Origin of the sequence: Actinomadura craniellae (assembly GCF_003289645.1) — a bacterium.
Lineage (GTDB): Bacteria > Actinomycetota > Actinomycetes > Streptosporangiales > Streptosporangiaceae > Actinomadura_D > Actinomadura_D craniellae.
The window spans coordinates 448430-462664 of record NZ_QLYX01000001.1 but is presented as its reverse complement, the minus strand read 5'-3'; the positions used below and the strand labels follow the sequence as shown (position 1 = coordinate 462664).

General features: G+C 74.2%; 13 protein-coding genes. 11 read left to right on the top strand and 2 right to left on the bottom strand.

The genetic code is table 11. From position 1 onward, the window contains the following. The 11 genes from DPM19_RS01995 (at nt 1) to DPM19_RS01945 (ending at nt 11428) form a co-directional block, all read left to right on the top strand. Nucleotides 1–855: a fumarylacetoacetate hydrolase family protein gene (locus tag DPM19_RS01995; protein ID WP_111863008.1), complete on the top strand. Its 855-nt coding sequence runs from the start codon at nt 1–3 to the stop codon at nt 853–855. A gap of 47 nt (nt 856–902) precedes the next feature. Then, nucleotides 903–2537: an ABC transporter substrate-binding protein gene (locus tag DPM19_RS01990; protein WP_111863007.1), complete on the top strand. Its 1635-nt coding sequence runs from the start codon at nt 903–905 to the stop codon at nt 2535–2537. Nucleotides 2538–2602: 65 nt separating this feature from the next. Beyond that, complete coding sequence (locus DPM19_RS01985; protein ID WP_111863006.1) at nt 2603–3562, top strand: ABC transporter permease; 960 nt, start codon at nt 2603–2605, stop codon at nt 3560–3562. Continuing rightward, nucleotides 3559–4458, top strand: coding sequence for an ABC transporter permease (locus tag DPM19_RS01980; protein WP_111863005.1), 900 nt, complete (start codon nt 3559–3561; stop codon nt 4456–4458). The genes DPM19_RS01985 and DPM19_RS01980 overlap by 4 nt, the downstream gene beginning before the upstream one ends. Next, the gene (locus tag DPM19_RS01975; RefSeq protein ID WP_233509742.1) at nt 4455–5495 is read left to right on the top strand and encodes an ABC transporter ATP-binding protein; all 1041 of its coding nucleotides are present in this window, start codon (nt 4455–4457) and stop codon (nt 5493–5495) included. The genes DPM19_RS01980 and DPM19_RS01975 overlap by 4 nt, the downstream gene beginning before the upstream one ends. Beyond that, nucleotides 5492–6496 carry an ABC transporter ATP-binding protein gene (locus DPM19_RS01970; protein ID WP_111863004.1) on the top strand — a complete coding sequence of 335 codons (1005 nt, stop codon included), beginning with the start codon at nt 5492–5494 and terminating at the stop codon, nt 6494–6496. The genes DPM19_RS01975 and DPM19_RS01970 overlap by 4 nt, the downstream gene beginning before the upstream one ends. Before the next feature lie 47 nt (nt 6497–6543). Then, nucleotides 6544–7032, top strand: coding sequence for a RidA family protein (locus tag DPM19_RS01965; RefSeq protein WP_111863003.1), 489 nt, complete (start codon nt 6544–6546; stop codon nt 7030–7032). Next, a complete protein-coding gene (locus DPM19_RS01960; protein ID WP_111863002.1) occupies nt 7029–8606 on the top strand; it encodes an N-acyl-D-amino-acid deacylase family protein in 1578 nt (525 codons plus the stop codon). Before DPM19_RS01965 ends, DPM19_RS01960 begins: the two co-directional genes overlap by 4 nt. 16 nt (nt 8607–8622) lie before the next feature. Further along, a complete protein-coding gene (locus tag DPM19_RS01955) occupies nt 8623–9483 on the top strand; it encodes an IclR family transcriptional regulator (protein ID WP_111863001.1) in 861 nt (286 codons plus the stop codon). Further along, nucleotides 9480–10307: an amidohydrolase family protein gene (locus DPM19_RS01950; protein ID WP_158566675.1), complete on the top strand. Its 828-nt coding sequence runs from the start codon at nt 9480–9482 to the stop codon at nt 10305–10307. The genes DPM19_RS01955 and DPM19_RS01950 overlap by 4 nt, the downstream gene beginning before the upstream one ends. Beyond that, nucleotides 10304–11428 (top strand): alanine racemase, encoded by a 1125-nt coding sequence (locus tag DPM19_RS01945; protein ID WP_111863000.1) that lies wholly within the window; start codon nt 10304–10306, stop codon nt 11426–11428. Before DPM19_RS01950 ends, DPM19_RS01945 begins: the two co-directional genes overlap by 4 nt. A gap of 15 nt (nt 11429–11443) precedes the next feature. Here DPM19_RS01945 and DPM19_RS01940 read toward each other — a convergent pair whose 3' ends face one another. Together DPM19_RS01940 and DPM19_RS01935 are read right to left on the bottom strand one after the other, a co-directional pair. Further along, nucleotides 11444–12391, bottom strand: coding sequence for a DUF5954 family protein (locus DPM19_RS01940; protein ID WP_111862999.1), 948 nt, complete (start codon nt 12389–12391; stop codon nt 11444–11446). Nucleotides 12392–12463: 72 nt separating this feature from the next. Beyond that, nucleotides 12464–14194: a SpoIIE family protein phosphatase gene (locus tag DPM19_RS01935; protein WP_111862998.1), complete on the bottom strand. Its 1731-nt coding sequence runs from the start codon at nt 14192–14194 to the stop codon at nt 12464–12466. Nucleotides 14195–14235 lie beyond the last annotated feature (41 nt).

Sequence of the window (14235 nt, the reverse complement as noted above, 5' to 3'; positions counted from 1 at the left end):
ATGAAACTCGCCACCTATCGCCTGCCGGGCGACGGCGGGATCCGCCACGGCGAGATCGTCGGCGGCGGACGCGTCACCGACCTGGGCCCCGGCGATCTGGGCGCCGTGCTCGGCGGGCTCGACACGCTGCCCTCCCCCGCGGGCACGCACGCGCTGGACGAGGTCACGCTGCTGGCACCGCTGCTGCGGCCGGGCAAGGTGCTCGCGGTCGCCGCCAACTACCAGGAGCACGTGACCGAGACCGGCGGCGACCGGCTCGACAAGTCGCGGATCTCGCCGCGGCTGTTCCTCAAGCCGGCCACCGCCGTCAGCGGCCCCGGCGCGGAGATCGCGCTCCCGACGGTCAGCCCGAGCGTCGACTGGGAGGCAGAACTGGTCGCGGTGATCGGCCGCGGCGGCAAGGACATCCCGCTGGAGGACGCCCTGGACCATGTGGCGGGCTACACGATCGGCAACGACGTGTCCGCCCGGGTGATGGATTACGGGCACGAGCGCGACACCGACGACCCGGCCGTCGCGTTCTTCGACTGGCTGAACGGCAAGTGGCCGGACGGGTTCGCCGCGCTGGGACCGCACCTGGTCACCGCCGACGAGGTGCCCGACCCGCAGCAGCTCGAAGTGATCATGGAGGTCAACGGGCGGGTCCGGCAGCACGGCGACACCAGTCAGATGATCTTCAATGTCGCGGAGCTGGTGGCGTTCGCGTCCCGGCTCATGACGCTGGAGCCCGGCGACGTGCTCTACACCGGCACGCCCGCCGGGGTCGGTTTGGCCACGGGGGAATTCCTGTCCGCAGGCGACGAGATGACGGTCCGCGTGACCGGGCTCGGCAGCCTGGTGAACCGCGTCCGCTGAGCGGACCGTGGCCGGGCGGGGCCCGGCCACCGCCGAGAAGAGGCAGTATGACCATTCGTTCCGGCAGACCCGGCGGCATCGGCAGGCGCGGTGTGGCGCTGGCGCTGGGCGGCGCCCTCGCCGCCGGCGCGCTCGCCGCCTGCAGCTCCGACCCCACCCAGGGGGCGTCCGGCGGCGGGAGCGCGGGCGTGCTCAACATGTACCTGTACCAGAAGCCGAAGACGTTCAGCCCGCTCGCCCCCAACAATGGGCCCGACCTGCTCGTCATGTCGTTCATCTTCGACTCGCTGTACGGCTCGGACGCCGCGTACGCGCTGCGCCCGCGGATGGCCGCCGCGCCGCCGCAGGTGGCCGGCGACGCCAAGAGCGTCACGTTCACCCTGAAGCCCGGCCTGAAGTGGAGCGACGGGCAGCCCCTCACCGCCAAGGACGTGGTGTTCACTTACAACGCCCTGGCCAACCCGGCGACCGGCAGCGCGCAGTCGGGCAAGTTCGCCGCCGTCGTCGGCGCCAAGGACCTCGCCGACGGCAAGGCCGACTCGCTCAAGGGCGTCACCGCGCCGGACGACACCACCGTGAAGATCACCACGTCCGGTCCCGCCGCGGGGCTGCCCGGGCTCATCGGGAACTTCCCGATCCTGCCCGAGCACGTGCTCGGCAAGCTGCCGGCGAAGGGCCTCGGCGACAACGCGTTCTTCACCAAACCGACCGTCGCGTCGGGCGCGTTCACCTTCGTCCAGTACAAGACCGACCAGTACGTCGAGTTGGCCGCCAACCCCGCCTACCGGCAGCCCGTCTCGGTCAAGAAGGTGTTCCTCAAGCCGGTCACCTCCGACGTGGCCACCGCGCAGCTCGGCACCGGCGAGATGGACCTGGCCCAGGTCTCGCCGACCGACCTGGCGGCCGTCCGGAAGCTGAAGGGCGTCAAGGTCGTCACGGCCAAGAGCCCCGGCTTCAACCGGATCGCGATCAACCAGAGCCAGGGCCGGTTCAAGGACGTGCGGGTCCGGCAGGCCCTGCTGCACGCGGTCGACCGCAAGGGCTTGGTGGACAAGGTGCTCGGCGGGGCCGGGACGGTCGTGGACTCCAGCTTCTACGGCGACCTGGCCCCCGCGGGCGCGGGCTACGCCTACGACCCCGCCAAGGCCAAGAGCCTGCTCACCGCGGCGGGCTGGGACGCGGCCAAGCCGGTCACGCTGTCGTGGGTGCCCGGCCAGCGGGACCGCGACACCGCCGCGACCGTGATCCAGAGCCAGCTCAAGGCCGTCGGCGTGAACGTCGAGCTGAAGCAGGTCCAGGTGGACGAGCTGCTGTCCTCCTACGAGAAGAAGAGCTTCGACCTGGCGCTGTTCGGCGGCGGCAACTACGCCACCGAACCGTCCACCGTCGCGGCCATCGACGCCTGCGACCAGGGCTACCCGACCGGCGGCAACGTCGGCCACTTCTGCGCCCCGGAACTGGACGAGCTGCTGGCGAAGGCCGCCACGGTCTCCGACCCGGCCGAACGCAGGAGCCTGTTCCAGCAGGCGGCCAAGGTGGAGAACGCCAAGGCCCCCTATCTGTGGCTGTACAACCCGGACACGATCTGGGCCTACCGGACCCGGCTGTCGGGCTTCGAACCGGCCGGCATCCCGACCAACGAGATCGGCTTCTGGGACTTCGCGAACTGGAAGCTGGGCTGAACCGCGGGCCGGGGACGCACCGCGCGTCCCCGGCCGCGCGGTACGGGAACGAGAGGAGGTGAGGCATGGCGGCCTACGTCATCCGGCGGGTGCTGGCGAACGTGCTGGTGTTCCTGCTGATCAGTGTCGGGATCTTCGTGCTGGTGCGGCTCGCCCCCGGCGACCCGGTGCGCATGATGGTCGACCCCGAGCAGATGCGCGGCGGCGGGGCGGCGTTCATCGAGGCCAAGCGGCACGAGCTGGGCCTGGACCGGCCGATATTCGTGCAGTACGGCCACTGGCTGTCGGGCGCGCTGCACGGCGACCTCGGGTACTCCTACGTCGGGCACCGGCCCGTCGGAGCGGTGCTCGGCGAGCGGGTCGGCCCGACGTTGCAGCTCATGGGCGCCGCGCTGGCGGTCGCCCTGGTGGTGTCGGTCGCGCTCGGCGTGGCCGCCGCGGTGCGGCGCAACACCGCGGTCGACTACGGGGCGACCGTGCTCGGCCTGGCCGCGGTGTCGGTGCCGCCGTTCTTCCTGGGCATCGTCGGGATCTACGTCTTCTCGCTGCAGCTCGGCGTGCTGCCGTCCGCGGGGATGACGACGCCGGGCGGCGGCGGCCTCGTCGACCAGCTCCGGCACCTGGTACTGCCGGGGCTGATCCTGGCGTTCGTCACGGCCGGGCCGTTCACCCGGTACGTGCGCGGCGGCCTGGTGGACGAGCTCGGCGCCGAGTACGTGCGCACGGCCGAGGCGAAGGGCGCGTCCCCGGCCCGGGTGGTGCTGCGGCACGCGCTGCGCAACTCGCTGATCCCGCTGATCACAGTGGTGATGTACCAGATCCCGCAGATGCTGGCCGGCGCGGTGGTGATCGAGCAGGTCTTCGCCTGGCCCGGCATGGGGCAGCTCGCGGTCAGCTCGATCGGTCAGCACGACTACCCGGTGATCGTCGGGTTCGCGCTGTACGTGGCGGTGCTGGTGCTGGTCTGCAACCTGGTCGCGGACGTCCTGTACGCCGCCGTCGATCCGAGAGTGAGCCTGCGATGACCACGATCACGACCTCGCCGGCGATCAAAAAGGCCCCGTCCGCGTCGCCGCGGGCCCGCGCGCTGCGCCGGTTCCGCCGCAACCGGCTGGCCGTCGCCGGCGCGGCGGTCCTCGGCGCGGTGGTGCTGGTGACGCTGCTGGCACCGCTGATCGCGGGGCATCCGCCGAACACCGTGGACCTCTACGCGATCCGCCAGGGCCCGTCCGGCGCGCACTGGTTCGGCACCGACTCCTCCGGCCGGGACGTCTTCGCCCGCACGCTGTACGCGGGCCGGGTGTCGCTGCTGGTCGGGCTGACCGCCGCCCTCGCCGCGATCACGGTCGGGACCCTGCTCGGCGCCGTCTCCGGCCTGTTCGGCGGCTGGGCCGACCACGTGATCATGCGGGCGGCCGACATCGTGATGTCGTTCCCGACCGTCGTGGTGATCCTGGTGCTCGCCGGCATCGTCGGCCCGAGCATGACCGTGCTGATCGCCGCGATCGGCCTGACCCAGTGGCCGGTCGCCGGCCGGGTGGTGCGCGGCGTGACGCTGTCGCTGCGCGACCGCGAGTACATCCACGCCGCCGAGGCGGCCGGGGCGAACGCCTGGTGGCTGATCCGCAAGCACATCGTCCCCGCGGCGCTGCCGCCGGTCACCGTGACCGGCACGCTGGCCGTCGCCCAGGCGATCATGCTGGAGACCACCGCCTCCTTCCTCGGCCTGGGTGTCCGCCCGCCCCAGGCGAGCTGGGGGAACATGCTGAACGAGGCGCAGAACCTGACCCTGATCCAGACGATGCCCTGGCTGTGGATCCCGCCCGGCGTCGCGATCGCGGTGACGGTGCTCGCCGTCAACTTCGTCGGGGACGGGCTGCGCGACGCCGTCACCCCGGCGGGACAGGGAGGCGGCAGGTGAAGGCGCCGCACCGGAAGGCGGCTCCGCCGCCGCGGGAACGGCCCGGGAACGGGCCGCTGCTGGAGATCGAGGACCTCGTCGTCGACTTCGCCACCGACGACGGCGCGGTCCGCGCCGTGGACGGCGCCGGGTACGCCGTCATGCCCGGCGAAACGCTCGGCGTCGTCGGCGAGTCGGGCTCGGGCAAGAGCGTCACCGCGCTGTCGGCGCTCGGGCTGATCAAGCCGCCCGGCCGGGTCGTGTCGGGACGGGTCGTGTTCGACGGCACCGACCTGCGCACGCTCCCCCCGCGCGAGCTGCGGCGGCTGCGCGGCGGCCGGATCGCGATGATCTTCCAGGACCCGATGACCGCGCTCAACCCCGTCATGTCGATCGGCGCGCAGCTGCGCGAGGCGCTGCGGCTGCACCGGCCCGGCATGTCGCGGGCCGCCGCCCGCAAGCGCGCCGCCGAGCTGCTGACCCTCGTCGGGGTGCCGGGCGCCGAGCGCCGGCTCCGGCAGTACCCGCACGAGTTCTCCGGCGGGATGCGGCAGCGCGCGATGATCGCGATGGCCATCGCCAACGACCCCGACCTGCTCATCGCCGACGAGCCGACCACCGCGCTGGACGTCACCGTCCAGGCCCAGGTGCTCGACCTGCTGCGGCTGACCCGGCGGGAGACCGGCGCGGCGACCGTGCTGATCACCCATGACCTGGGGGTGGTCGCCGAGCTGGCCGACCGGGTCGTGGTGATGTACGCGGGCCGGGTGGTCGAGCACGGCCCGGTCGCCGAGATCTTCGGCGCGCCCCGCCACCCGTACACCCGGGGGCTGCTGGAGAGCCTCCCCCGGCTGGACGGCGACGCCGACGAGCTGACACCGATCCCCGGGACACCGCCCGCGCCGGGCGAGGCCGCCCCGGGCTGCCCGTTCGCCCCGCGCTGCGCGCTGGCTCGGGACCGGTGCCGGACGGAGCGGCCCGAGCTCGCCCCGACCGGGCCGGGACGCGCCAGCGCCTGCCACTTCCACCACGAGCTGGCCGAGGAGAAGACCGCATGACCGAACCCGAGGAGGTCCTCCGCGTCACCGATCTGGCCAAGCACTACCCGGTGCGGTCGGGGCCGCTGCGCCGCCGGACCGGCAGCGTCCACGCGGTGGACGGCGTGGACTTCACGTTGCACGCGGGCCGCACCCTCGGCCTGGTCGGCGAGTCCGGCTGCGGCAAGACCACGACGGGCCGGATGGCGGTCCGGCTGCTGGAGCCCACCGCCGGAAAGATCGTCGTGGCCGGCCGGGACGTGACCCACGCCCGCGGCGCCGAGCTGCGCGCGCTCCGCCGCGACCTGCAACTGGTGTTCCAGGACCCGTACGCGTCCCTGTCGCCGCGGATGACCGTGCACGACATCATCGCCGAACCGCTGCGCGTCCAGGGCCGCTACGGCGACGGCGGGCCGGCGCGGGTCGCCGAACTGCTCGACATGGTGCGGCTCGCGCCCGCGCACGCCCGCCGGTACGCGCACGAGTTCTCCGGCGGGCAGCGGCAGCGCATCGGCATCGCCCGGGCGCTCGCGCTCGGCCCGCGGGTGCTCGTCCTGGACGAGCCGGTCAGCGCTCTGGACGTGTCGATCCAGGCGCAGATCGTCAACACGCTGCGCGAGCTGCAGCGCGAGCTGGGCGTGGCGTACCTGTTCATCTCGCACGACCTGTCGGTGGTGCGGCACGTGTCCCACGAGATCGCCGTGATGTACCTCGGGACGGTCGTGGAGACCGGCACCCGCGAGGAGATCTTCCGGAACCCCGCGCACCCCTACACGCAGGCGCTGCTGTCGGCCGTCCCCCGGCCCGGCCCCGGCGCGGCCGGGCGGCGCGAGCGGATCGTGCTGACCGGGGACGTGCCGAGCCCGATCGACCCGCCGTCCGGCTGCCGGTTCCGCACCCGCTGCTGGAAGGCGCAGGACGTCTGCGCGACGCAGGCGCCGCCCCTGGTGCGGCGCGACGGGATCGGTCACCCGACCGCCTGCCACTTCGCCGAAGTCACCGACGTCCTGGCCCCCGCATGACCCCGCCGGCGCACCGCCCCGGCCCCGCACCCGAGCAAGGAGACACCATGCACGACGCCGCAGCCCGCCTCGCCGCCGCCCCCGACGGACCGGGGCCCCTCGGGGAGCGTCCCCCGGTCGCCGCCGCCCGGCGCGCCGGGCCGACGCTGATCGTCTCCGGGCAGGTCGCCGTCCGGGACGGGAAGCTGCTCGCCGCGGGCCGGGTGGGCGAGGACGTCCCGATCGAGGCGGCCCGGTCGTGCGCCTGGCAGTGCGCCCGCAACGTCCTCACCGCCGTCCAGGACGAACTGGGCGACGAGGGCGGCCTCGGCGCGGTCGAGCACGTCGAGGCGGTCACGGTGTGGGTGGCGTCCGCACCGGGCTTCACCGACCAGCACCTCGTGGCCGACGCCGCCACGGAACTGTTCCTCGACGTGCTCGGCGCCGCAGCGGGCCGGCACGCCCGGGCCGCGCTCGGCGTCGCCGCGCTGCCCACCGGCAGCCCGGTCGAAGTGCAGGCCACGTTCCGGCTGCGCGGGACGGCAGCCACGCCGTGATCGACCTGCTCATCGCCGGCGGGACCGTCCTCGACGGCACCGGAGCCGCCCCGCGCCGCGCCGACGTCGCCGTCACGGGCCGGCACGTCGCGGCGATCGGCGACCTGGCGGGCCGCCCCGCCGCGCGGACCATCGACGCGACCGGGCAGGTGGTGACCCCCGGGTTCGTCGACGTGCACACCCACTCCGACCTGACGCTGCTCTCGGGGCCGCAGGCGCACAGCGCCGTCCGGCAGGGCGTCACCACCGTCGTGGTCGGCAACTGCGGCCTCGGCGTGACCCCCGTCGCCGCCGACCGTGCGGCGCTACGCGCCGCCGCCGGATACCTGGACGCCGACCCCGCCGTCCGCTGGGACTGGTCCGACCTGCCCGGGTACCTCGCCGCGCTGGAGGCCGCCCGGCCCTCGGTGAACGTGGCCGCGCTCGTCGCGCACATCCCGCTGCGGGCGGCCGCGGTCGGGTTCGGCGACCGTCCCGCCGGCGCGGCCGAACTCGACCGGATGCGCGGCCTGCTCGGCGACGCCCTCGCGGCGGGCGCCGCCGGCGTCTCCACCGGCCTGGTGTACGCGCCGGTCTGCTACGCCCGCGAGGACGAACTGGAGGCGCTCGGCCGCACCGCGGCCGCCCACGGGCGCTTGTTCGCCTGGCATGTCCGCGACTACGCCGACGGGCTGCTCGACTCCGTCCGCCAGGCCCTGCGCGTCGCCACGGCCACCGGCTGCCGGACCCAGATCTCCCACCTGGCCGCGGTCGGGAAGCGCAACCACGGCTCGGTCGCGCGGGCGCTGGAGCTGATCGACGACGCCCGCGCCGCCGGGGCGGACGTCGCCTTCGACGTCTACCCCTACCTGGCCGGGAACGCCCCGCTCGCGCAGCTGCTCCCCGCCTGGGCCCAGGAGGGCGGCGAGGAGCCGATGCGGGCCCGGCTCGCGCTGCGCGACGTCCGCGCCCGCGTCACGGCCGGGTGGCGCGACATGCCGAACTCCTGGGACGTGATCACGGTCAGCCGCGTGCCGGACGGGTCCGAGGACGTCACCGGGCGGACCGTCGCCGACCTCGCCACCACCGCCGGGACCGACCCGTCGCGGGTCGCGCTCGACCTGCTGGCCGCGCACGGCAACGGCGTGCAGATCGTGGCCGGCGGCCGCAGCGAACGCGACCTGCTGGACGCGCTCACCCACCCCGCGGCCGTGATCGGCTCGGACGGGCAGGCGCTCGACCCGCACGGCCCCACCGGGCGCGGCGTCCCGCACCCCCGCTCCTACGGCTGCTACCCGCGGCTGTTCGCCGAGTACGTCCGGCGGCCCGGCGGTCTCGACCTGGCCGAGGCGGTGCGCAAGTGCACCTCGGCCCCCGCCGAGCGGGCCGGGCTCGCCGGCCGCGGCGTCCTGCGCCCCGGAGCGGTCGCCGATATCGCCGTGTTCGACCCCGCCCGGATCGCCGACCGGGCTACGTTCGCAGCACCCCAGCAGTATCCGGACGGGATCCGCGCGGTCCTCGTCGGCGGCCGCCCCGTGGTCGAGGACGGCGTGCACGGCGGCGCGCGCCCCGGCGAGATCCTGCGCACCCCCTGATCGGAGACGAGGCACCATGGCACCGACCACCGACGTGGACAGCGACCGCCCGGTCTCGGCCAACTACCACGCCAACGCGCTGGCCCGCGGCCTCGCCCTGCTGGAACGGCTCGCCGAGCGGGGCGGGACACTGACGCTGAACGATTTCAACGAGGACACCGGCCTGCCCAAGAGCACGCTCGTGCGGCTCCTCGCCGTCCTGGAGGAGATGGGTTACGTGGTCCGCGCCGACGAGCGCCCCGCCTACCGGCTCGGCCACAAGACGCTGACCCTGTCGACCGGGTACCTGTCCGGGCTGGACCTGTCCCAGATCGCCGGCGGTCACCTCGCCGGGGTCGCCGCGGACACCGGGCAGACCGCCAACCTCGGCGTGCTGGACGGGCGGGAGGTGCTGCACGTGTGCGTCCGCGAGCCCGACCGGCCGATCCGCTTCCACACCATGCCCGGCACCCGCGACGCCGCCTACTGCACCGGGCTCGGCAAGATGCTGCTCGCCCGCGTCGACCCCGCCGGCCTCGCGCCGCACCTGCCGCCCGAGCCGTTCCCGGCCCGCACCGAACGCACCCTCGTCACGGCCGACACCCTGGCCCGGGACCTGCGGGCCACCGCCGAACGCGGGTACGCCCTCGACGACAACGAGGGCAGCGTCGGGCTGCGCTGCGTCGCGACCCCGCTCGAGGTGGACGGCGTCTGCGTGGCGGCCGTCAGCGTGTCCGGGCCGTCCGCCGAGTTCGACGACCAGCGGCAGGCCCGCTACCTGGACCGGCTGCGCGCGGCGGGAGCGGCCCTCGCGGCCGACGCCGACGTCGTCGCGGCCCTGCAGTACCTGCACTCGTTCCTGCGCTCCGGCGCACCCCGCACCCAGGAGGATGGTTGATCGACTTTCACACCCACTGCCAGCGGCCCGAGCACTGGGGCCACGAGTGGGACGACCACTGGCGCCCCGTCTACGGGCAGGGCGCCCACGAGTTCGGCCCGGCCGACTACGACCGTGCGATGGCGGGCGTGACCGCCGCGTGCGTGTTCGGCATCCGCGCCACCGCCGCCGGTGTCCTCACCCCGAACGAGTACACCGAGCGGTTCTGCGCGGACACCGCCACCGAGACGATCGGGTTCATGGCGCTCGACCCGACCGATCCCGACGTGCTCGACCAGCTCGCCGACGGCGTCGCACGCGGCCTGCGCGGCATCAAGCTGTACCCGGTGCTGGCGCTGTTCGACCCGCGCGACACCGTCCACGACACGTTCTACCGGGCCGCGGCCGACGCAGGTCTGGTCGTCCTGTGGCACATGGGTGCGACGCCGAGCCCGGCGGGCGACCTGTCGGTCAGCAACCCGCTGGGCGTGGACGAGGTCGCGCGCCGCCACCCCGACCTCGTCCAGATCATCGCGCACCTCGGGCACCCGTGGCAGCGCGAGACGATCGTGACGCTGCGCAAGAACCGCCGGGTGTACGCCGACGTGTCGGCGGCCTGGGCCCGTCCGATGGACGGTTACCTGGCGCTGGCCCGCGCCCAGGAGTGGGATGTGGTGGACCGGCTCGTCTTCGGTTCCGACTTCCCGCTCTGGACACCCGCGGAGGCCGTCGCCGGGCTGCGCGAGATGGTCGGGCAGCGCCCGTCCGGCTTCCCCGAGATCAAGAAGGAGACCGTCGAGTGGCTGCTGGACGGCGACCCGCGCCCGCAGATGGGCCTCGCATGACCGCCGCGTTCCCGCCCGGCGGGACGGACCTGGCCGAGCTGCCGACGCCCGCGCTGCTCGTCGACCGGCCCCGCATGGAGGCCAACCTGACCGCGATGGCCGCCGCGCTCGACGCGGCCGGGGTCGCGCTGCGCCCCCACTTCAAGACCTCCAAGTGCCTCGCGGTCGCGCGCCGCCAGCTCGCGCACGGCGCGATCGGGTTCACCTGCGCCACCCCCGCCGAGGTCACGTTGCTCCAGGACGCTGGCGTCGCGGACGTGCTGTGGGCGCACCAGCCGGTCGGGCCGGCCAAGGTCGCCTTCGCCGTCGGTGCGCTCGCCCGGGGCGGCCTGACCGTCGCGCTCGACTCGGTGGAGGCGGCGGCACCGCTGGCGCGGGCGGCGGAGGCCGCCGGGGTCGCGGTGCCGTTCGTCCTGGAGGTCGACACGGGCCTGCACCGCGCGGGCGTCGATCCCGACCGGGCTGTCCCGACCGCCGCCGCGCTCGCCGCGCTGCCCGCGCTGGAACTGCGGGGCGTACTCACCCACGAGGGCCACCTCGCCGCGCACGGCCCCGACCGCGCCGGGCTGGAGGCCGCGGGCGACCTCGCCGGGCGCACGCTGGTGCAGGTCGCCGAGGCGCTGCGCGCCGCCGGGCACGCGTGCCCGCTGGTCTCGGTCGGCTCGACGCCGGGCGCGACGTCCGCGCCGTTCGCCGCGGGGGTCACCGAGGCCCGGCCCGGCACCTACGTCTACTTCGACGCCAACCAGGTCGGCCTCGGCAGCGCCCGGATCGAGCAGTGCGCGCAGACCGTGCTGACCCGTGTCGTCAGCGCCCAGCGCCCCGGAACGGTGATCGTCGATGCGGGCATCAAGGCGATGAGCTCCGACTCCATCGCGACCGCCGGAACCCTCGGCATCGTCTGCGACGCGGCGGGCGGGCCGCTGGACGGGGTCGAGTTCACCGGCGGCAACGAGGAGCACGGGTACCTCACCGGCCCCGGCACCTCCGGCCTGCGCGTGGGCGACCTGCTGCGGATCGTCCCCAACCACGCCTGCGGCACGACCAACATGTGGAGCGCCCTGCACTTCGTGGCCGGCGACCGGGCCGTGGAACGCAGCCCGATCGAGGCACGGCACTGACCGGCCCGCCCGGCCTCAGGGGCCGTAGCGTTCCTGGTCAGAGGGGCGCGGGCCCTCCGGGCCGTCCCGGCCCAGCCGCAGCATCCTGGAGACGCGCACGGTGCGGAACCGCCGGCCCAGCGCGGTGAACTCGTGCCCGGTCGTCGCCGCGATCCGCTCGGCGGCCCCGGCCCACTCGGCGAGTTCCGTGGCGGTGGCGGGGTCGCCCCGGAACTCGCGCAGCCGGGGCAGCAGTTCGGTGAAGTAGCTCGCCAGGTGGCTGCGGGCCTGGGCGGGGCCGTCCGCGCCGGTGAGGGGTTCCCAGGAGTCTTCCTTGATCTCCACGACGGTGAAGGTGGGCGGCAGCAGCACCACCCCGGCATGGGTACGGAGCGCGTGGCGGGCCTCGGTCTGGACCGCGGCCGGCACGGTACCGGGGACGGGCATGTACCCGACCAGGTTCAGCCTCAGCTGCGCCTCCCACCGCCCGGCCGGCGCCCGGGGGTCGATGAGGTGGCCGCGGAGCATCCGGGCCTCGTCGGGCGGGTCGGTGTCGGTGGACCTGGGGGGCTCCAGCTCGCGGTCGCCGAGCAGGGTGAACTTCTCCATCCGGATGACCCGGTAGCGGTGGTCGCCGACCTCCCACTCGTCCTTGGGAAGTTGCTCGCCCTCCTCGGGGTCCAGCCGGCCGGCCGCCTCCAGCATCGCCCGCGCGGTCGCGGAGTCCGCCTCCTCCTCCGCGCGCCCGCGCAGGTGGCCGGCCAGGTCGTAGCGGGCCCCCGACGGCCCGGACGCGCCGGTGCCCCCGATGCGCCACTCGGTGCCGGTCTGCACCGCGTACCCGAAGTCGGGCGACCCCGCCGGGCAGATCCGGGGATACGAGCGCATCCGCGCACCGGTCTCCTCGTCCCGCACCGCCGCGGCCGGATCGAGGTCGGCGACCACATTGATGTGGTCGTACCCGGGCATCAACGAGAAGGTCATGCCCCCATCCTCACCGTGAGCGACGGGGCATGCACGCAATTCGCCGAATCCGCGGCTTCGGTGCGCCCGCGGTCAGCCCCGGTTCCCGGCCGGGGACGACGGGCGCAGGGCGAGCAGCGCAATGTCGTCGATCACGTCGTGCCGCATCCGCGCGAGGATCTCGTCGCAGAAGGACGGCAGCGGGCTCCCGGAGAGTGCGGTGGCGTGCCGGCGTAGCCGATCCATGCCCATTTCGAGGGGGTCCTGCACGGTTTCGATCAAGCCGTCGGTGTAGAGCAGCAGGGTGCCGCCCGCCGGGATGAGCACGCCGGCGTCGGGCCGTTCGGTGCGGACTCCGGTGCCGAGCAGCAGGCCCTGCCCCTGTTCCAGGTAGCGGGCGGAGCCGTCGGCGTCGACCAGCAGGGGCGGCGGGTGCCCCGCGCTGGTCCAGTGCAGCCACCAGGAGCCGTCTTCCCGCTCCTCGACCAGGGCCAGCACCAGGGTGGCCATCAGGTCGTCGGTGATGTGTGGCAGCGCGTCGTCGAGCTGGTCGACCACGTGGCTGGGCGGCACGCGCCGGGCCCAGGCCGCCATCCGCAGCATGTTCCTGATCTGCGACATCTTGGCCGCGGCCTGCAGGTCGTGGCCCATCACGTCACCGATGACCAGGACGTTCGCCCCGCAGGGCAGCGGGAAGGCGTCGTACCAGTCACCGCCGACCTGGGAGCCGCGCGGCGCGGGCTGGTAGCGCGCGGCCAGTTCCAGCCGCTCGACCCGAGGGAGCGGGGTGATCAGATGCCGCTGCATGGTCTCGGCGATGCGGCGCTGCTCCTCGAACATGTCGGCGGTGTCCACGGCGAGCCCGGCCCGCTCGGCGATGTCGCTGACGAGGGACAGGTCGGCCGCGTCGTAGGCGGGCGAGGAACCGGAGCGGATCAGGGAGAGCGCGCCCAGCACGCGGCGGGGCGTGCGCAGCGGGGCGACGATCACCGACGTGGCGCCGATCATCTCGTGCACCTTCTGCGAGGTGACCCCCGCCTCGACCACGCCGGCCAGTTCCCGCGCGCCGAGCAGCACCGGAGGGTCGCCGCGCAGCACCCGGGCCAGCGGTGGCCAGGCGGTTTCCGTCAGCGTCTGCTCCCACCCCGCCCCGGCCGGGCACTCCCCGCTCCGCGACATGATCGAGACCCTGCGCAGGGTGCCGTCGGGTTCGAGCAGGTCGATCACCGCCCAGTCGGCCAGGCAGGGCACCACCAGCCGGGACAGCCGCCGCAGCGCCTCCTCCACCTCCAGGGCGGAGGCCAGCACGGTGCTGATCTCCGCCATCAGGGACAGCCGGTCGGTCAGCCCCTCCAGCACGACGAGGTGGGCCGCCTGCTCCTGTTCCACGGCCTTGTGCTGGCGCAGGTCGTAGGCGAGCAACACCGCGCCCGGCTCTGCCCCCTCGCCCAGTTGGACCGGCGCGACCATCAGGCCCACGGGGATGAGCCCGCCACCGCCCAGGGTGTACCACGCCTCGTCGGTGAAGACGCTGGTGTTCGACCTGAGGGCCGCGATGTGGGGGCAGTCCTCCGGGGGGATCGGGCTGCCGTCGGGGTTCCGGTGCAGCAGGTCGTGCGCGTCGGCCCCGATCATCTCGTGGGCGGGACGTTCGAGCAGCTGCTCGGTGAGCGGGTTGACCATGATGATCTTCCCGGTGTGGTCCACGATGCAGAGCCCCAGGGGCAGCCCGTGGAACAGGGCTCGCGTGAGTTCCTCGCCGAGCCCGTACCTCGCCAGGCTCCCGTAGGCCCGCGGGTGGGGAGCGTCGTCAACAGATTCCATAGCGCTCCCCCATCTCACCCGCCCGATCACCCTCTGTGAGT

Coding starts and splice junctions, on each gene's coding strand:
- DPM19_RS01970 (WP_111863004.1), top strand. CDS start 5,492: ATGACCGAACCCGAGGAGGTCCTCCGCGTCACCGATCTGGCCAAGCAC.
- DPM19_RS01935 (WP_111862998.1), bottom strand. CDS start 14,194: ATGGAATCTGTTGACGACGCTCCCCACCCGCGGGCCTACGGGAGCCTG.
- DPM19_RS01955 (WP_111863001.1), top strand. CDS start 8,623: ATGGCACCGACCACCGACGTGGACAGCGACCGCCCGGTCTCGGCCAAC.
- DPM19_RS01995 (WP_111863008.1), top strand. CDS start 1: ATGAAACTCGCCACCTATCGCCTGCCGGGCGACGGCGGGATCCGCCAC.
- DPM19_RS01990 (WP_111863007.1), top strand. CDS start 903: ATGACCATTCGTTCCGGCAGACCCGGCGGCATCGGCAGGCGCGGTGTG.
- DPM19_RS01980 (WP_111863005.1), top strand. CDS start 3,559: ATGACCACGATCACGACCTCGCCGGCGATCAAAAAGGCCCCGTCCGCG.
- DPM19_RS01985 (WP_111863006.1), top strand. CDS start 2,603: ATGGCGGCCTACGTCATCCGGCGGGTGCTGGCGAACGTGCTGGTGTTC.
- DPM19_RS01965 (WP_111863003.1), top strand. CDS start 6,544: ATGCACGACGCCGCAGCCCGCCTCGCCGCCGCCCCCGACGGACCGGGG.
- DPM19_RS01945 (WP_111863000.1), top strand. CDS start 10,304: ATGACCGCCGCGTTCCCGCCCGGCGGGACGGACCTGGCCGAGCTGCCG.
- DPM19_RS01940 (WP_111862999.1), bottom strand. CDS start 12,391: ATGACCTTCTCGTTGATGCCCGGGTACGACCACATCAATGTGGTCGCC.